The sequence below is a fragment of the Fictibacillus nanhaiensis genome (genome assembly GCF_023715445.1).
Classification (GTDB): domain Bacteria; phylum Bacillota; class Bacilli; order Bacillales; family Fictibacillaceae; genus Fictibacillus; species Fictibacillus nanhaiensis_D.
In genome coordinates this window covers 24,777-42,325 of the sequence record NZ_JAMBOD010000001.1, presented here as the reverse complement: position 1 = coordinate 42,325, position 17,549 = coordinate 24,777, and the positions used below count along the sequence as shown (strand labels likewise).

The 17,549-nt window shown below is 34.2% G+C and carries 25 protein-coding genes, 1 tRNA gene and 1 pseudogene; 7 read left to right on the top strand and 20 right to left on the bottom strand.

Going from position 1 to position 17,549, the window contains the following annotated elements:
- Positions 1-69 precede the first annotated feature (69 nt).
- Complete coding sequence (locus tag M3196_RS00300; RefSeq protein WP_251320273.1) at positions 70-930, top strand: TIR domain-containing protein; 861 nt, start codon at positions 70-72, stop codon at positions 928-930.
- Positions 931-975: 45 nt separating this feature from the next.
- Complete coding sequence (locus M3196_RS00295) at positions 976-1,158, top strand: hypothetical protein (RefSeq protein WP_251320272.1); 183 nt, start codon at positions 976-978, stop codon at positions 1,156-1,158.
- A gap of 53 nt (positions 1,159-1,211) precedes the next feature.
- Here M3196_RS00295 and M3196_RS00290 read toward each other — a convergent pair whose 3' ends face one another.
- On the bottom strand, positions 1,212-2,051 hold the full coding sequence (locus M3196_RS00290) for an HNH endonuclease (protein ID WP_251320271.1): 840 nt from the start codon (positions 2,049-2,051) through the stop codon (positions 1,212-1,214).
- Positions 2,035-2,433 carry an 8-oxo-dGTP diphosphatase MutT gene (mutT, locus tag M3196_RS00285; protein ID WP_251320270.1) on the bottom strand — a complete coding sequence of 133 codons (399 nt, stop codon included), beginning with the start codon at positions 2,431-2,433 and terminating at the stop codon, positions 2,035-2,037. Before mutT ends, M3196_RS00290 begins: the two co-directional genes overlap by 17 nt.
- A 177-nt stretch (positions 2,434-2,610) precedes the next feature.
- Between mutT and M3196_RS00280 the strand changes: the two genes are divergently transcribed.
- Together M3196_RS00280 and M3196_RS00275 are read left to right on the top strand one after the other, a co-directional pair.
- Positions 2,611-2,707: transfer RNA gene (locus M3196_RS00280), tRNA-Sec, on the top strand.
- A gap of 26 nt (positions 2,708-2,733) precedes the next feature.
- Positions 2,734-3,159: a DUF2621 domain-containing protein gene (locus M3196_RS00275; protein WP_276531185.1), complete on the top strand. Its 426-nt coding sequence runs from the start codon at positions 2,734-2,736 to the stop codon at positions 3,157-3,159.
- Between the two features lie 36 nt (positions 3,160-3,195).
- Here M3196_RS00275 and M3196_RS00270 read toward each other — a convergent pair whose 3' ends face one another.
- The 9 genes and pseudogenes from M3196_RS00270 to M3196_RS00230 form a co-directional block, all read right to left on the bottom strand.
- Complete coding sequence (locus M3196_RS00270; RefSeq protein WP_251320269.1) at positions 3,196-3,660, bottom strand: CcdC family protein; 465 nt, start codon at positions 3,658-3,660, stop codon at positions 3,196-3,198.
- Positions 3,661-3,662: 2 nt separating this feature from the next.
- Entirely contained in the window at positions 3,663-4,118 is a 456-nt protein-coding gene (locus M3196_RS00265) for a Na(+)/H(+) antiporter subunit B (RefSeq protein WP_251320268.1), read from the bottom strand.
- Between the two features lie 27 nt (positions 4,119-4,145).
- On the bottom strand, positions 4,146-4,856 hold the full coding sequence (locus M3196_RS00260; protein ID WP_251320267.1) for a cytochrome c biogenesis CcdA family protein: 711 nt from the start codon (positions 4,854-4,856) through the stop codon (positions 4,146-4,148).
- Positions 4,857-4,962: 106 nt separating this feature from the next.
- Positions 4,963-5,826: a M15 family metallopeptidase gene (locus M3196_RS00255; protein ID WP_251320266.1), complete on the bottom strand. Its 864-nt coding sequence runs from the start codon at positions 5,824-5,826 to the stop codon at positions 4,963-4,965.
- Between the two features lie 145 nt (positions 5,827-5,971).
- Positions 5,972-7,783, bottom strand: a complete 1,812-nt coding sequence (locus M3196_RS00250) for an ABC transporter ATP-binding protein (protein ID WP_425310961.1) — start codon at positions 7,781-7,783, stop codon at positions 5,972-5,974.
- Positions 7,780-9,531, bottom strand: coding sequence for an ABC transporter transmembrane domain-containing protein (locus tag M3196_RS00245; RefSeq protein ID WP_251320265.1), 1,752 nt, complete (start codon positions 9,529-9,531; stop codon positions 7,780-7,782). The genes M3196_RS00250 and M3196_RS00245 overlap by 4 nt, the downstream gene beginning before the upstream one ends.
- A gap of 106 nt (positions 9,532-9,637) precedes the next feature.
- A complete protein-coding gene (mnmH, locus tag M3196_RS00240; protein WP_251320264.1) occupies positions 9,638-10,693 on the bottom strand; it encodes a tRNA 2-selenouridine(34) synthase MnmH in 1,056 nt (351 codons plus the stop codon).
- 90 nt (positions 10,694-10,783) lie between these two features.
- A pseudogene (locus M3196_RS00235) lies at positions 10,784-10,864 on the bottom strand (YneF family protein); the annotation flags it as partial.
- A 115-nt stretch (positions 10,865-10,979) separates the two neighbouring features.
- Positions 10,980-11,195 (bottom strand): hypothetical protein, encoded by a 216-nt coding sequence (locus M3196_RS00230; RefSeq protein ID WP_251320263.1) that lies wholly within the window; start codon positions 11,193-11,195, stop codon positions 10,980-10,982.
- Positions 11,196-11,374: 179 nt separating this feature from the next.
- On the opposite strand from M3196_RS00230, the gene M3196_RS00225 reads away from it, so the two are divergent.
- Entirely contained in the window at positions 11,375-11,602 is a 228-nt protein-coding gene (locus tag M3196_RS00225; RefSeq protein ID WP_251320262.1) for a helix-turn-helix domain-containing protein, read from the top strand.
- 185 nt (positions 11,603-11,787) lie between these two features.
- On the opposite strand, the gene M3196_RS00220 is transcribed toward M3196_RS00225, so the two are convergent.
- The 5 genes from M3196_RS00220 to M3196_RS00200 form a co-directional block, all read right to left on the bottom strand.
- Entirely contained in the window at positions 11,788-12,426 is a 639-nt protein-coding gene (locus M3196_RS00220; protein ID WP_251320261.1) for a hypothetical protein, read from the bottom strand.
- 282 nt (positions 12,427-12,708) lie between these two features.
- Positions 12,709-13,206, bottom strand: coding sequence for a hypothetical protein (locus M3196_RS00215; protein WP_251320260.1), 498 nt, complete (start codon positions 13,204-13,206; stop codon positions 12,709-12,711).
- Between the two features lie 105 nt (positions 13,207-13,311).
- Positions 13,312-13,968, bottom strand: a complete 657-nt coding sequence (locus M3196_RS00210; protein ID WP_251320259.1) for a DUF2845 domain-containing protein — start codon at positions 13,966-13,968, stop codon at positions 13,312-13,314.
- A gap of 138 nt (positions 13,969-14,106) precedes the next feature.
- The gene (locus tag M3196_RS00205; RefSeq protein WP_251320258.1) at positions 14,107-14,301 is read right to left on the bottom strand and encodes a hypothetical protein; all 195 of its coding nucleotides are present in this window, start codon (positions 14,299-14,301) and stop codon (positions 14,107-14,109) included.
- Positions 14,302-14,313: 12 nt separating this feature from the next.
- A complete protein-coding gene (locus tag M3196_RS00200; protein ID WP_251320257.1) occupies positions 14,314-14,631 on the bottom strand; it encodes a hypothetical protein in 318 nt (105 codons plus the stop codon).
- A 165-nt stretch (positions 14,632-14,796) separates the two neighbouring features.
- Between M3196_RS00200 and M3196_RS00195 the strand changes: the two genes are divergently transcribed.
- Together M3196_RS00195 and M3196_RS00190 are read left to right on the top strand one after the other, a co-directional pair.
- Positions 14,797-15,081, top strand: coding sequence for a hypothetical protein (locus M3196_RS00195; RefSeq protein ID WP_251320256.1), 285 nt, complete (start codon positions 14,797-14,799; stop codon positions 15,079-15,081).
- Between the two features lie 74 nt (positions 15,082-15,155).
- A complete protein-coding gene (locus tag M3196_RS00190; RefSeq protein WP_251320255.1) occupies positions 15,156-15,368 on the top strand; it encodes a hypothetical protein in 213 nt (70 codons plus the stop codon).
- Between the two features lie 12 nt (positions 15,369-15,380).
- Here the strand turns inward: M3196_RS00190 and M3196_RS00185 are convergent, their stop codons facing one another.
- The 4 genes from M3196_RS00185 to M3196_RS00170 all read right to left on the bottom strand — a co-directional run bounded on the left by M3196_RS00185 (position 15,381) and on the right by M3196_RS00170 (position 17,498).
- Entirely contained in the window at positions 15,381-15,641 is a 261-nt protein-coding gene (locus tag M3196_RS00185) for a hypothetical protein (protein ID WP_251320254.1), read from the bottom strand.
- A gap of 5 nt (positions 15,642-15,646) precedes the next feature.
- Complete coding sequence (locus M3196_RS00180) at positions 15,647-16,183, bottom strand: hypothetical protein (RefSeq protein ID WP_251320253.1); 537 nt, start codon at positions 16,181-16,183, stop codon at positions 15,647-15,649.
- A 98-nt stretch (positions 16,184-16,281) separates the two neighbouring features.
- The gene (locus M3196_RS00175) at positions 16,282-17,094 is read right to left on the bottom strand and encodes a peptidoglycan recognition protein family protein (RefSeq protein WP_251320252.1); all 813 of its coding nucleotides are present in this window, start codon (positions 17,092-17,094) and stop codon (positions 16,282-16,284) included.
- Complete coding sequence (locus M3196_RS00170) at positions 17,094-17,498, bottom strand: phage holin family protein (protein WP_251320251.1); 405 nt, start codon at positions 17,496-17,498, stop codon at positions 17,094-17,096. The genes M3196_RS00175 and M3196_RS00170 overlap by 1 nt, the downstream gene beginning before the upstream one ends.
- Positions 17,499-17,549: the final 51 nt, after the last annotated feature.

Here is a 17,549-nt window from a genome sequence, read left to right as displayed (position 1 = left end):
GAGAAAGTAAAATATTGTAGAAATTATATCTAAAGTACAGTTAATAATTTTTTTGGAGGTTACATAAGAATGAAAGTATTTTTAAGTTGGTCTGGTGAATTAAGTAAGGATATTGCAAAGGTTTTTCGGGAATGGTTACCGCAGGTAATACAAGCTGTAGAGCCATATGTATCTTCTGAAGATATTAGAAAGGGAAATAGATGGAGTTCTGAAATTGCTACGGAACTAGAAGTGTCAAATTTCGGAATTGTATTTCTTACACCAGATAATATTGAAGCACCGTGGATAAACTTTGAATCAGGTGCTCTTGCAAAAACCGTCAGTAATTCAAATGTATCACCTTTTCTTTTTGGGTTGAAAAATTCAGACATAAAAGGACCTTTGACACAATTTCAGGCCACTTTATATGAAAAGGATGAAGTTGAAAAACTTCTATTAAGTATAAATGATGCTTTAGGAGAAAGGTCTTTAAATGAAACAGTACTTAAAAAAGTATTTGAAGTTTGGTGGTCCTCATTAGATGAAGAATTAGATACTTTAAGAAGCCGATTAGGAACAAAGGTTGAAGAACCACCTAAAGAAGAAAAAAATGATGAAGTTTTAGAGGAATTACTCGAACTAGTAAGATCACAACAAAGAATTTTAAATGATCCGGAAAGCGTTTTACCTCCGAAGTATTTAAGGAGCATTATTAGAAAAGCTGGAATGCCAGAAGTAAATCATGATACTCCACATCTAATCCGTGATTTAGAGATTATACAAATGGAATTACAAAACATTTTAGAATCTACTTCTATCGAGACCTTTGAAACAGATATCCAAATAATGAAAAAGCTTGTAGATAGATTAGATCGGCCAAGAAAACACCTAAATAGAAGTATTAGAAGAATTCCAATAAGATTAAAAGATGCAGTGGGAGATTTCGAATAAATTTAATACGGATGCTTCTACAAGTATATTTTTAAAGGAGGATTCATGGATTTTGTAAGTAGATTTCTATCAAACTATGTTCATAACAAAATGTCCCTTGATGAAGCAAAATCAGTTATCTTAGGATCGTACGCTATATTAGCATCTGATTTTAGATCGGATGAACAAAAGGTGAAAATGATTGAAGACATCTATAAAAAAGTTTTCTTTAATCAAACTCAGAAATAAGCATCCATAGCGGGTGCTTTTTTGTTTAATAAAAAGAAAACCACCTTGTCGTGTTAGGTGGTCGCTACATACTCTTTTTTAGCTATAACTTGTAACTTTTCAACATCTTCTTTTAGATTCAGTGAGTGCATTTTTCGATGACAGTTTGGACAAAGAGCTACTGTATTTTCAATAGTGTCTTCTCCCCCGTTTGCTAACCAAATAATATGATGGTTTTCTAAATAAGGATTTCCCTTTTTATCATTAAAAGGAGCAGGTTTTTCGCAAAGTTGACATTTACCGTTTGCTCTTCTTTTAGCTAATTCAGATATATAAGCATTTCTTTCATATACTTTTGTTACAACATTTCGTGAACCTGGTTTGTCTGGAGCAAAATTAGCTCTTTCAGCAACTTCCTCGTCTGATAGCTTCCTTACCTTCTTTTCTTGGGTTATTGCTCTTGAGTTAATAGCATCTACATCAATTAATGGTTCCTGCTGTCCTTCTTTTAACTTTAGTGGAAACACCCAAACCAATCGCAGTTTTTCGTCGGCATCATGTTGAGATTCTTGGTATGGTTCCCCTGCAAGATAAACTTCACCCTGATAGATATAATTATTTGGCTTGAATACTTCAAATAGATATACTGTAACTCCCAAACTATCCGAATTGTTTAAAGTTTTATTATGTGAATAGTTTAGATTCTGATCACCTTTTTGGCCCATACCAGTATAGTGGAAAACATCTTCAACCCACCTATCATCATATAATCCATTTGTGTGATCAGATATTAATACTAAAGTTCCGTTTTTCTTTGACGGTCTCATTCCACCCGATGCTGAAACCTGGAATGTTTCTATTAGTTCCCTATGAGTAAGTACATGAGATGGATTTAAGTTATGCTGAAAACTCATTTTCTTCCCTCCTAAGTCTTTCTACAATTGGAATATCAGCCGGAGCAAAATTAAAGTTATGTAGTTCTCCGACTGTAACCCATTTATAATCTTCATGCTCGGTTGCACTAATTTTCCCATCAATCCAACTTGCCCAATATACGAGCAAATGGATAGAACCGAATTCATATTCATAAATACTTTCGTCATAATACTCTTCAACTTTAATTGTTATTTGAAATTCTTCTTTAATTTCTCTCGTAAGACATTCTTCAGGAGTTTCCCCTTGTTCTATTTTACCACCTGGAAATTCCCAAAGGTTACCTAATTCTCTTTGTTCATCTCTTTTTGCGATTAGCAATTTTCCATTATGTTTTAGTAATACAGCCGTTACTTTCTTCATTTCGTCCTCCGAAAAACGTCTTTTTATTTATTGTAATACAATATAGACTCATACGTTTGTACAAATTAATTTTCCGTTGTATAATAAATCCTAGTGAGTTACTGATGGATTCTAGTGCTATATGCAGAGGAAACCTAGTGATTGAACTCTAAAAACGTTGATATATCAACATATCTTGGGGCCAGATGTGTAGCTGGTGCTTGCCTGGGTCTTCAAAACCTTTTGGGAGGCGCGTGCCGTCTCCGGTGGGTTCGATTCCCACATGGTCCCGCCAAATAAAATACATATGAGGTGGACGCATTGTCTGGATGGTTCATCACCTTTATTGTTCTATGGTCCGTTTTCTTATTTGCGATGTTTGCTATTGGCGGTTATTTTATGTTCCGGAAATTTTTAAAACGGCTTCCAAAAGAAGATGGCAAATCGATCTTGGACTGGCAGGAACATTATATAAAAGAAACGATACATTTATGGAACGAGGATCAGAAGAAACTTTTAAATGAATTAGTCGCACCAGTGCCTGAACTTTTCCGTGATGTTGCAAAAGAAAAAATAGCAGGTAAAATCGGTGAGCTGGCATTAGCAGAAAAAGCGAGTTCAATGACAGAGGATTTAATCATACGAGGTTATATTATCGCTACTCCAAAACGTGATCATAAATGGCTGATTAAAACACTACAGAAGAAAAATATCGATATTAAACCTTATCAATCATTGCTCGCATAGAAAACCCCTGAATACACGTATTCAGGGGTTTTCTCCTTATAAAGCTATTTCGTTTTTCTTTTTTACAAATAAAAACAGCATGGCCAGCCTCCAAGGCAGGATCATTCCAAACGCAACGATAAAAAATAAGGAGCTCGTTTCAAAGATTGAAATCGATGAACCTATATACCATTTCAGCCCAAGCCTGATCGCAAATAGACCAATAATAATAAAGATAAACGCTTTAGATCTTACGAGGTATACATGTTCACCTCTAATTTCAAATTTGCTTGTCATGATCAGAAAGATCGAAAACATAATTCCGACCAATACGGCCTCCCCTGCTTCTACCCACGAGATGTGAAAAACAGGAAAAATGAATTGAAGAAAACCAGTACTCATTGCCAGTGGGGGAAGTATGATCTTTTTGAAAGTAACAGGTTCTCTCGTTTCTTTCATACGAAAGTTAAATATGATGACAGCCATGATAATGGCAAATAAAGTACTTGCTGCAAAGAACACGATCAGTTACCTTCCTCTTCCACTTTTTCAATTTTATCTTCTGCAATGGAAAGGATAATCGTCATCGTTACTCCGATAACCGTTAAATAAACACCTAGATCAAATAGCATCGCAGTAGCAAGTTCTGTTTTTCCTAATAGCGGAAAATAGAAATATCCAAATGTATGACTTAAAAAAGGTACACCTAAAACAAATGATCCTGCACCCGTCAGAACAGCTGTAAGAAGTCCTGCAGCAATCATATGGGTGAAATTGATCGGCAAAATTCTATGTACTGGCTGAAGACCGTATGAAATATACAAAAGCAAAAATGCCCCTGCCCCCATTAAGCCTCCGATAAAACCTCCGCCTGGAGCATTATGGCCTGAAAATAACATATTTACTGAAAAGGCCAGAATTACAAATACGATGATATTTGTGGTTGTTTTTAAGATAAGATCATTTGAGCGTGATCGCATGATGTACTTCTCCTTTCGTTGTTACTCTTAAAAACCTTGAAAACCCCCAAAAACCCTATTAATTAAAAATGAGGTCAATTGGGTCATCCAGTTAAAATAGAGCAGGACACCCATGATTACCATTAGACTGCCGCCAATTTTCATAAATTGACGATTAAATTTCTTGATTGGTTTTAGTTTGTCCAAAAAGAAACTTAAAACAAAAAACGGAACAGCAAATCCTAATACATATGCAATCATGTAAGTTAATGATGCAGCGGGATTTGATACCCCCAGCGCAATAACACCCGCAAGAATCGGTCCCATGCATGGTGTCCAGCCAGCAGCAAAACCTATCCCTATCAATATTGATCCTAAATAGCCCGTCGGTCTTGATTGGAACTTCATCTTTTTATCTTTTATTAGAAAAGTGGGAGATATGAATCCCATAACTACCAGACCAAAAAAGACAATAACGATGGCTCCAATTTGTCTTAAGAATGATTGATATTCAACAAAGATCTCACCGATAATCGTCGTGGACAGACCAAGAACGATAAATATGATTGAAAAACCCAACAAGAAAAACGCAGTGTGCAGCAGTGCTCTTTTCTTAAGCATAGCTTGTTCTTCTTTTAGCTCCTGAACCGATATACCCGTTATGTAAGATAAAAACGCTGGATATAACGGCAAACAGCAAGGTGAAATAAAAGACAGCAGCCCAGCTCCGAAAGCAAGCCAAATATTTAAATCGGTCATTTAGCAGAAGCTCCTTTATAAGTTCTCTCTCTATCTTAATGAAAATACCCATTTTGTTCAATCATAAAGAAAGACAGCCTAATATTCAGGCTGTCCTATACTATACTTATGGTTTTTGTAAATATTCTTCTAAAGTTATACCGCGTTCATGAATTTCTTTTGCATGTTCGACGCCAACATATCTTAAATGCCAGGGTTCATACTGATAGCCTGTAATTTCTTCTTTGTCCTTAAGGTATCTGATAATGAAACCATATTTATGAGCATTTTCAGCAAGCCATTTTCCTTCTTTTGTTTCACCGAATTCTTCAACAAGTTCATAGTTTACTTGAGGTGATGTAACATCCAGTGAAAGACCAGTCTGGTGCTCGCTCTGGCCAGGCTGAGCGCTTGTTTGATTGGCTTTTTCCTCACCATATTGATCCGCGTTGTAAGCGAAGATCGATACCTGCGTATCATAAGAACGATATCCGGACTGAGCCAGAAGTTCTAATCCTTGTTCTTCCGCCGCTTTAAACAGAACTTCTACTGACAAGGCTGCTTCCTTTCTTAATTTCTTTTTTGGAAGATCTTCCTTAAATGGAAAAGGAACATTTGGAGTTACCAAGTCTGCCGGCACATAATCTTCGGGAAGATTCCTTTCTTTATTCGCGACAATAAGCATATCATCTAAGTTTTGAACAATTGCTTTTCCATCACCTGAAACCGTCACGGTCTCATTTAACCAAGGAAGATCTGTTTCTTGGGGGTTTTCTGGTTCACCTGTTTCATCTGTATCTGATGGCGGTTGATCTTGCTGACTTTCGTTCGGTTTGGAGTCGTTGTTTTCTTTTTCTTTATCTTTTTCTGATTCTTCTTTGGAATCATTAAATGCTGAGTTCCATTGCTGTTGAGCCCAATCTACTGGCTTGCATGCAGATAAGACTATCACGCTTCCGATAAGCACTGATGTTATTACATATTTCTTCAAAGCACTCTCATCCTTTAGTTCAGTTTGTTTGTATGCTATCTTATCATAGGATAATTTGCAAATAAGTCAATGCCATAATATATATATTCATATTTCCGAAAATTTTTAGACAAAAATAGGAACCGAAAATTCCGGTTCCTCACAGCTAGCTAACTTCATCTATTGTATCTGTTCCGTGCTGCAACAGGAACATCTTATGATATAATCCCCGCTGCCTCAAAAGATCCTGATGTGTACCTCTTTCAACAATTTCTCCCTTATGAAGAACCAAAATCAATTCAGCATCCTGTATGGTGGAAAGCCTATGTGCGATTGCGATAGTAGTTCTGCCGCTTCTCATTTTGTGAAGGGCGAGCTGAATTTCTTCTTCTGTTTCTGTATCTATATTTGCTGTGGCTTCATCTAATATTAATACTCGCGGTGTAAACGCCATTGTTCTGGCAAAAGAAATAAGCTGTCTTTGTCCGCTTGAGAATGTAGAGCCTCTTTCCCCCATTTCCGTCCCGTATTGATCTGGTAATCTTTCAATAAAGCCTGAAGCTTGAACAAATCGTGCTGCATCCTTTATTTCTTCATCCGTTATCTTTTTGTTATATAGTCTGATATTTTGAGCTATGTCCCCTACAAACAAAAATGGGTCCTGCAGGACAAGTCCTATTTTTTCCCGCAGCTCACTATTTTCAAAATGAGACAAAGGAACATCATCGATTAATATCTCGCCTTTATTAATTTCATAAAACCGCATTAGCAAATTGATAATGGAACTTTTTCCGCTTCCCGTATGGCCCACTAGTGCAACGGTTTGGCCAAGGTTTGCTGTAAAGGAGATATTTTTCAATACTTCTGTTTCACCATCATACGAAAATGAAACATTCCTAAATTCAATTTTCCCATCATTAATAGAAGGGTTGTTAAGATCAACTCCCTTTTTTACAGGAGCAATCTCTGTTTCATCCATGATTGTAAACACCCTTCCAGCTGAAACCACAGCTTGCTGAAAGATAGAAAGCCGCATCATCATCATGTTTACCGGTTCAAAAAAACGATCTAAATAGTTGATAAAAGCATAGATCACACCGATTTCTACACCAGAATTAAACGATTTTATCCCAAAGAAAGATAAGATCAATAATAGAGCAAGCATATAAACAAGATCTACCGCAGGCCTTAATAGCAGACCGTTATATTTAATGTTTTTCATTTGCGCTTCATTGTGTTCCATGTTGATGTCTGCAAATTCTTTACGCAGCCGTTTCTGCTGATTAAAAACTTGAACAATAGCCATGCCCTGCAGTGATTCGTTCAGCTTAGCGTTTAGCTGGCTGAGCTTTTCTCTCATTTCATAGAATGATTTTGAACTATATTTACGATACAGCCACATGATACTTACAATAAACGGCAAAATACCTAAACAAAACATAGCTAATTTGACGTTTAGATAAAACATAAATCCAAATATCCCGATAAGAACAACAATATTTTGTACGAAAGTCGAAAGTACACTTACATAAAGATCTTTTACTGCTTCAGTGTCGTTTGTAATTCTGGAAACAAGGCTTCCGACAGGGGTACGGTCAAAGAATTTTAATCCTAATGAATGAACTTTTGAGAACACCTGGACCCTCAAGGTTTGAATGATATCTAAGGCTACCGATTGAAAAAGAACAAATTGAATATAATTCACTGCCGCTGAAACCAAAATTAATCCAATATAACTGCAGCTTAGGATCATAAGTGCTTTCTGATCAAAAATACGTGGAGTCAAATAATCATCGATAAAGGTTTTTACTAAAAGCGGCCCTGTAAGTTCTGCCGCTGTCGCCACCAATAAAAGTGAAAAGGCAATCGCAAGCCTCTGTTTATGCATTTTCGTATATGCCATCAACCTCTTAAAGACTGTCCATTGGTTCATCTGACTCAGTTCTTCAAGCGGTTTTGCACTGGTTGGATCATTCATCGGTTTCCACCTCCTTGTGCGATCAATGTTTCAAGAGCCTGCCTCTCATAAGTCTCTTTATACCAGCCCTCTTCACATAATAATGACTGATGTGTACCGCTTTGGATAATAGAGCCATCATCCATAACGATTATAAGATCGCAATGCGCAATCGAAGAAAGCCGGTGAGCGGTTATAATCGTCGTTTTGTTTTGACGTTTTCTCTTTAATTTTTGAAGAATTTCTTCCTCTGTTTTGGCATCTACAGCTGACAGAGAGTCATCAAGGATCAAGATCTCAGGATCCATTAACAAAGCTCTTGCAATAGATATTCTTTGTTTTTGTCCACCGGATAAGGTTACTCCCCGTTCACCTACAACCGTTTCATATCCATATTTAAATTGAGCAATATCTTTGTGAATGGATGCCGTTTCTGCAGCATCTTTAATATCAGGAAAGGGAGAACTTATTTTTGCAAACGCTATATTTTCTGCAATTGTTGCTGAGAATAAAAAATGATCTTGGGGCACATAGCCAATTGCGGCTCTTAAAGCATCCAGCCGGTAATCACAGATATCCTTTCCATCTATCACAATATCATCTCTTTTTATGTGATATTCACGAAGCAGCAATCTGCATAGTGTCGTTTTGCCGCTCCCCGTTCTGCCTACTACTCCTAGTGTCTGCCCTTTTTCAAGTGTAAAGTTAATGTCTTTTAAAACTCGTGTACCAGCCGAATAGCAAAACTCCTCAAGCTGAAAATCTATTTTCCCCCTTGGTATGGTATTGATTAAACCGTCATCATCAATCTCTTCTTCTACAGCTAGCAGAGTTTCTATACGATCGTATGAGGCCCTTCCCCTTTCAACGATATTAAACAGCCATCCAAATGCAAGCATAGGCCAGATTAATAGACCGAGATAACTAGTAAACGAGACCAGCTCACCAATTGTCAGTTCATTTTTAATAACAAGAGAGGATCCATAGCTCACAGCTAAAAAAAATGAAAAACCAATAATCAGCGAGATAGTCGGATCAAACAAAGAATCGATGCGGGCAACCGCCATATTCTTTTTAACTGCATCCTTTGATAATGCTGTAAAACTATGAATATCTTCTTCTTCCTGACCAAACGCTTTAATGACCCGTGTTCCTGATATGCTTTCTTGTACTTTATCGTTAAGAGTTGAAAATGCTTCTTGCGCACTATGAAATCTTTTATGAAGCATCGTTCCATATTTATTTGTTGCCCATGCCATTACTGGCAACGGCAGCAAGCTGACTAACGTTAATTTCCAGCTGATTGTTGATGCCATTGCTATTAAGGTGAATCCTCCCATCATTAATGAATCAACTAAAGTTAAGACACCATCCCCAGCTGTCTGCTGAATCGCTTGAAGGTCATTAGTGGAATGAGCCATTAAATCGCCTACACGTCGTTTTTGATAAAATTCCTGCGATTTCTTTGTGAAATGCTCATATAGGCGGTTTCTTAGAAGCATCGCAAGCTTCACAGCTGCTCCGAAGATTAATATTCTCCATATATATCTGAGCACATAGATTCCAACGGCAATTGTTATAAGTAATCCTCCATATTGCCATAATAGTTTATCCGTTAACGTTCCTTCTTTAATGTGGTCGACGATAAGACCTACCATTTTAGGCGGCACTAATAATCCCAGCGAAACTAAAGCCAGCATCGCTATTCCACCTATATATCGCAGCTTTTCTTGCTTAAAATACCACATCAACTGCCTAAAAACTTTCAACGCCAGTTCCCCCTTGTTCGTTACTCAAAACAAGTATAGTTTACCAATATATGAAAATTCGGAAAAGAGAAAAGTTTCATAAAAATAAGACCTCATAATTGAAGTCTTAAGTATTTAGCAAAAGCTGCGCATCTATTTTATTTTTAATCTGATCATAGAGATCATCAAAAGATTCTCCATACACTTTAATTGATTGACTTTGATATTTTTGCTCTGCAAATTCATATTTTGGATCATAATAATTTTCAAGCAGAAATGAAACCACACTTTCATAATCTTGTTCGACAAGTGCATCTTTTATTTCTGTCATGATAGCAGGCTGAATTCTTTTCGTAAGTTTTATTACTGCCTCTTCAATCTCATCTTTATGCAACAATGGATCGTACACTTCACAAATATACTTTACCCGTAAATAAAAGGGCATGTCTATATGAATTCGAGTACCTGTGTACTTTCCTTCTAGTAAAAAATCAGGTACTACAACCCTGCCGATTCTTTTGCTTTCAGATTCGATAATTAATGCAGGAGAATGTTCAAGCTCTTTTAACCGCTCAAAAAGTCTGGATTCAAACTTTTTTTGCGAAGCGGGATCTTCTCCGATCCTTCCAAAAATAGATCCCTTATGCCCTGCCATTTCTTCAAGATTTATAACCGGGTATCCTTCCCCAAAAAGTTTCTCCAAAAATTTAGTTTTCATTGTCCCTGTATAGCCTTCAATTACTATTATATTTTTGCGCGATTGAACATAACTCTCAAACATTCTTTCAATCTGTTTTCGATACGAACGAATACCGCCCTCGAGCTGTAGATTTTCAAGACCCATCATAGCCATCGTTTGTGAAATGCTCTTTGAACGCATGCCGCCTCTGGCACAATAAATGACTACTTGTTTTTCCGGATTTTCTTTTATGGCGGTTTTTATTTCTTTAAAAAAATCAGGCAGTTTTGGAGCAACGATCTCCAGTCCCCGTTCCATTGCTTTTTCTTTGCTGATTTGTTTATATATCGTTCCAATTTCGGCTCTTTCCTCATTTGAAAAGATACTTAAGCATTTTGCGCCAGGGATATGATACTCTTCATATTCCTTAGGCGATCTGACATCAAAAAGCAGATGTGATTCAGAATCTATTTTCTCTATAGAGATTGTTTGTATATTGTTCACAACCATCATCCTTTGCTGGCACAATTAGCGTATCCATAAACAACTAAGAACGAAAACAAGCACCCGATTTCACTCAGGGTGCTTGTACAATTACTTCATTTGTTTGTTCATAGCCTGCATCATTTGATTGATTTTCTTTTGAGAAGGCTTTTGACCCATCTGCATCAAAACGTTGATATATCAAGCTTTTCAACTGTTTTTTCACCACTTTTTCTATTGAGAAAAATATACCATTTTTAATAGAGGTTTGTCTAGTTTTAATAGAGTTTTATCAAAGAATGGTTAATTATTCTTCTTCACTGGATTCCCAAGTTATTTCAAAGTCATGTGCCTTAAGACTATGTACGTTACCCACCGTCGTGAGCAACGATAACTCTTGCATAATAATATTGTAAGAGTTAATCAATCCTTCTACTTTCTCCATCGCCTGTCCTTCTGAATCAGCACTAATTTTAAGCTCCACTGGTAATACTGCTGTTCCCATAACTGAATACTTTTTCACCTTTTCATTCCCCCAAAAATTGTTTTAGTTTTATAAAAAAGTTCGACTTGTTGTACTAAATATATACTATAGTGTATTTAATTGTCAACTAAAAGTTCTATAAATTATACAATAACTATAACTTCTGAAACTTTTTATATAAAATTATGTATAATATGTTTAAAGGGAGAGTGGATAATTTGAGACTTAAAGCAAGTTATAAACCAATGGAAATTACCTTAATTAAAAAGGACAAAACCAGAACAGATCTAAAAAGAGATTTAAAATTATCTCCATCAACACTTGCAAAAATGTCTAAAGGTGAAAATGTGGCACTTTCAGTTATTATCAGTATTTGTGAATACCTCGAATGTAAAATTGAAGATGTCGTTGAATTAATTGAAGACAAAGAAAAAGACTCTCAATAAATGAGTGTCTTTTTTTTCTATTAGTTTTTATATATCTCGGTAAAAAATATTAAACCCTTTATAGCTTCCTTTTTCTTTTAAATTTTGAAAAGAGAATTCTATTTTAAATTCTGAGTTGGATACTTTTTAAGTACGAATTCATTTTCAGTTGGGTACTCTATATTATATAAACAAACTATCGTCCCTCATTTATTAGTAGTTTTCAATTTTTCTCTGTACTGCAAGTATTCAACTAAAGCCATAAGAATAGCGTTTGAAATTAAGTAAGGTAAAAAAATAAAATTGATTCCAGTAAGAAAGGCAGAACGTGCATCAAGATTGAATTCTTTTAATGATAGTAAAGTATCTTCTGGGAAAATGTGTGAAAAATCATTTGTTGAATAAGCATAGTATATTGTTGATGATGTTAGTATCAAAAAGAAAGCATTGTTTACTCTAGTAGAAACTTTAACTCTATCTAAAAAGAACTCATCATTTTTAAAAAGTAAAATAAAACAAGTAGAAATCAGTAAAATGAACACAAATAAAATTTTATACTCTTGTTCTACAAATTCATTTGCTATTTGTTTATTTACATCGGTTGTAATTTCTATTATTAGTGTCCCTAAAAATCCAAACGAAATTAATGGAGCTAGAATTAAATAACAGCAAATACTCCAAATATGCATAGCTAAATCTTTCGAAACTAAAAAAAAGTAAATAATAAACATAATAAAAATTATAATGTTTGCTGCAACAGAAGATACTTTCCCAATTGTAGCTGAAACCAAAATTACAGAAAGTGCTAATACAACCAATTTATTTTTTTTAGCTATTTCCAACATAAATATCATCCTCCGAACTGTATATCGGTCGGAATAATAAAATATAAACAATAAAGACCACCAAGATTTCTTGGAGGTTTTGTTTCATCTATATAATTCAGTCCAAAAAATTTCCATCCCTTCTTTTGCTATTTTATTTTTCTTTGAATCCTTACTGAATGAGAAATGAACTTTATTCTTTCTATCGGATTGATCTGTAAAGTAAATCCTCTCTGAATCCTGAGTTACGTGATATTCTATGCCATTAAGGATGTACTTACCCATTTCTCCTTTTTCCCTCCCTTAGTCTTTATTTTTGTATTCACTTACTATTTCATCAATCCTTTCCTCATAATTCGGTACTTGTTCTCGGCAAAAAGAATAGAATTCAATGTCGAAAAACAACCTAAACAACTTTTCATTGTGTGGGTAATATGTTTCTTCCAAGAATTTTCTATATTTTATTCGAGCACTTTTTACAAAAACATTTGTTGCGTGTTCTACAAAGCGATTATGAACTTCTTCAAATGTAAAACCTTTTTCACAGGGGAAAATTGCTGAAACTGGATGAATCTGCTCTGAACCAAAATGTCTTGATTTTTTTACCCATCCTCTTTCTTTTTCATCGTAATAGCAATCCACTTCTTCAGGTTCTCTTTTTAAACCCAAGTTATTTGCTTTTTTGAGGATTTGTTTTTCTGTTTTATTAGCAAGTAATACAATAAACTTTTCCCACTCCATTTCCTCAAAACAATTATTCAATATTAAAAGCTCTTTTTTATTCCAATAGTTTTTTGCCATGACAACCTCCTTTAACAGTTGCCATTATAAACACATAAATTTTTATTTGTCAAAATGTTCAGTTATTTAAACAAATTATTAAAATAAAAGAGCCTAATTCGGCTCTTAGTTTTGAATTGAGGTTAATCTTCCATCTTCAAAATATAGGTAACGAGTCAAACCGTATACCCATTGTTCATTGATAGATAAAGCAGTTTTTGTAGTATTTATATCCGATGGATTTTTCCAAGTAGTTTTTAATACTTCATACCTAGTCATTCCAATAGTAGGAACACCATTACCTTTATCTTCAGGATTTTTAGCATTATAAACCCATTGATAATTTCTTTGTCCATAATCCAGTAATTCATCCACTTTTGGTTTAATTTCATTAGGAGTTTCTTTAAGAAATTTTAAGTTATCAACTATCACATTATAATCATTTAGTTTATCAATATCTGAGTAGTAGGTATCTGAATCATGTTTCGTTTGTACTTCTTTAAATTTTTGAAATGCAGTGGCAATCGAATGCATATCTCTTATAAAGTTTGTTTCTTGATTTCCAGTTTCTTTGTACAAAGTATTGTAATCTTCATCTTGAAATAAAGTAATAAATCTTTCTTTCTGTCGATCAACTTTTTCAGAAGTATCTTCATCTAATTCTACTTTTGCAATATTAGTAGTGGAATTGTTTGTTTTCAAATAATCAAGTAAGAAATCAGAACTAATTAGCAAAGTAATTACTATACCTAAAATTATCAATACCTTTTTACTTATGTACATAGAAAACCTCCTATAAGTCTTTATAACCAGTATATTTGACATATAGGAAGTTCTTTCCTTTAATTGTAAAATTAAAAGATCAACCAAATATAAATGACCTTTATAAATGTAAAAATTCAACCATACAACTTTTATTCTTTAAGCATCTCTACCTTTATCGCCTGTTTCGTAAATATAATCATCAACTTCTTTTTCTTTAGTAGTCTTATATCTGCCCTTTTCAATAGTTTCGGAAATATACTCTTCTACTGATTGTCTTCCTTTACCCTTATTACCTGTTTCTTGAATATACTCTTCTACTGTATTCGTATCATCTTTATTAATCAATACCATACCCATTCCTTCTTACTTTCTTTTATTTACTGGTTCTATTATCAGCTTATGTTTTTTATTTTCTTCACCCTCTGGAAACAATTGAAAATGATTAAAACTATACTCAAACGGTTCTTCATACCATTCAATCTTTGTAACTTGAAATAATGAATATGTTGTTTTTCCTACTGTTAGAAAACCATTAACATTAATCTTTCCTTCGGTTAAATCTTCCCAAAGTTTCTGAGAATAATCTGTTGGTAATTCAACTTTCTCTTTATTAGAAAAATGCAATCTTGCTACCCTGCTCAATTTTTCTTCATTTTGATCAGATGTATTTATTTCCGCCATGTTATACCTCCTCATTTTTCTTATTTATATGTGGTTAGTGAAATTAATTATGTCATTCAATATACAAGATATTCATAATCAATCATTTACATAATTTGTTTTATTTGGTACAAAGAGGTTAAGTATTTGTAATTTAATAAGATAGATTAGAAGGGATTAAAGACTATGTGGCAAAAAATATTACTACGTGGTGTGTGGGTAGTTGCCTTTATAGGTGCATATTTCATTGTAACTGGTACTATTGATTATTTTAAAAATGCCGAACCAGCTAATTCAGAACCTAAAATAAGTATTGAAGAGTTAGAAGATAAGATCATTGATTTAGAGGTAGAACTAATTGAACTACAATCTGACTATGACTCTGTTTTAAGTGAAAATGATTCGTTAAAATCAAGTTTAGAAGATATTGACACAAGAGTTAGTGATATTGAGTGGGCAATATTCGAGTAAGAAATATATATCTTTTACACATTCTTTTCGATAGAATAAGAACAAACATTCGCAAATAAAGGAGCGTGTTTAAGATGAGATATGACATTATGTTTGCTGTAAAGAATCATGGATTAAGGAAGATATCTGTTATGGATTTTAAAATGGCTAGAATAGTAACTTTGGAATATCCAACAGAAATTGATTCAGAAGAAGTTGATGAAGAATTGAAAGAGGTTTTATTAAAGAATAGCAAAAAGATTAATTCTGGTTATTTCGATTACACTGGTACACATAAACCTAAATAAAAAACGCTTTCCTTAATTGGAAGGCGTTTGCTTTTGGTTGTTTACTATTCGTAATTTTGTTTTAATAATTTCTGAAATCCCTAGCAGCACACAACCGAGAAATATACCAATTGCAATTGTAATTAGACCATAAAGTACCTTTAATGGATGAGGATCATAATAAGTAACCCCATATTCCACTACTGGTTTTGTTAAATATAAACAGAGATAAGTTCCAATGATTAAACCAGAAATAATAAACAACCAACCGATTAAACTTATAAATTTTCTCATGTTATTCAATCCCACTCATTTGGATAAACACTAATATTAGATTCATTGAATGTTTCATCAAAGTTAACTTCAAATCCATAATTATTTTCTTCTACAGTTGCATTCTCAAAACTAATCCCTAAAGCTTCAGCAACTTCTTCTTGGCTTTTTTCAGTTTCAAACTGAATATCAGATAACTTGCCCTCATGAAAAATTGCTAGTGCGTATACAAATAACTCATTTTCACCATAAGAAAAGTAATCTGCATTAATTGTTGATCCGTCTGCCAATTCAAATTTCCCATTTTCATACTGTTCTTCTTCTACTTCAAACTTAAACTTTTGATTAAACTCATCTTTTGTAATTTCAGCTTTAACAGGAGGAACTGAAGTTTCTGTTTTTTCTTTTTCCTCTTCTTTAACATCCTCAGTTGAATCAGCTTCATCTTTTACTACTGGTTTTATTTCCTCTTGATTATCTGAAGATGTATCTCCTTCACTTGAACATGCAGGAATCAATAACAGTGTTAAAATTAATACTAATGTTCCTAACCATTTCTTCATAAATAAACCCTCCCAATTTTACATCTTCTCAATTATACATTTTTTTACTGGGAATAGTTTCATAAAAGAAGAAAAGCCTACCTCTAAATAGAGATAGGCTAGTTGTTTAGTAATTTATTTAATGCTGCTCTTGATTTAGTTCCATAAATTCCATCTACAGGATTACAGTGAACACTTTGAAATCTTTTTAGTGCTTGTAAAGTATCCTGTCCAAAAATACCGTCTACTTTACCTTTAAGTTTAAATTTCACAGCATTTAAGGCTGTTTGTAATTGCTTAACTTTTGTACCTTTGTCACCTAATTTTACAATACCTGTCGGTAATGTATATTTCTTAATAGCTGGTTTAGTTGTAGGTTTCTTTATAGGTTCTACAACCTTATCAGACTGTTTCATTGCAGATGCTATATCTTGTTTAAATTTTTCAAATCCTATAGGATCACTTACCCAAAAAGCAGGACAGTTCTTACCTGTTATTTGGAAGTGCATGAAATTGTGTTCAATTGGATCTAAGTTAAATTTTTTCATTAAAAAAGCACCGTGCAGGACTGCAAGTGCATAAGTTTCTTTTTGTAGTTTTCCATTTTTATCAATACAAAGTTCTACACCAAGAGTCGTGAAATTCGCATTACTTCCATAACGTCTTCGATCAAGTCTTTGTCTATTTCTATCATGTGCATGATAAGCGATTCGATTGTATTTAATCATGTTAATAACTTCTTTTGCATCAATTACATCATGTGCTGAAGCGTATCGTTTATTAACAATACATGTTCCGTTAAAGTATTTTGCTATGTTCTCGGCTGTTGCTCCTGGAGATGCAGTATAATGCCATACCACGCCTCTTACTTCTGTAATAACTATATCTGGATTAGTATATGGGTTTACCTTTAAATACATTTCTCTTCCCATTACTTCTTCTCTCCTTTACTTCCTTTCAAGACAGCAATAGCATCTTTAATTTTCTGCGGAATCGGAACGCCAAGCTTTCCACCGTTCTCCGTAACACTTATAAATTCGTTAATAATATAAGCAACACATACGCCATCACCCAACATACCTGTTTTAAATGTTGTCATATCTAACATGTAACAAAGTCCTACAAGAATAATCACAAATACCTTTCTCATTAGACCTTTTCTAAACTCTGAGCTTTTCACTTCTCCGTTTTGCCATGAAACCATTACACCTGTGACAATGTCGGCAATTAGCATAATTAATAAGGTTACAAATGCTAATCCTAGTCCGCCCACTAGATAAGAAATGAAAGATCCCACTCCTGCTGATATAGTTTTAAATATTGTTAGTTTATCCACTGTCCAACTTCCTTCCAAAATAAAAAAGAGGACTAAAATTAGCCCTCCAAA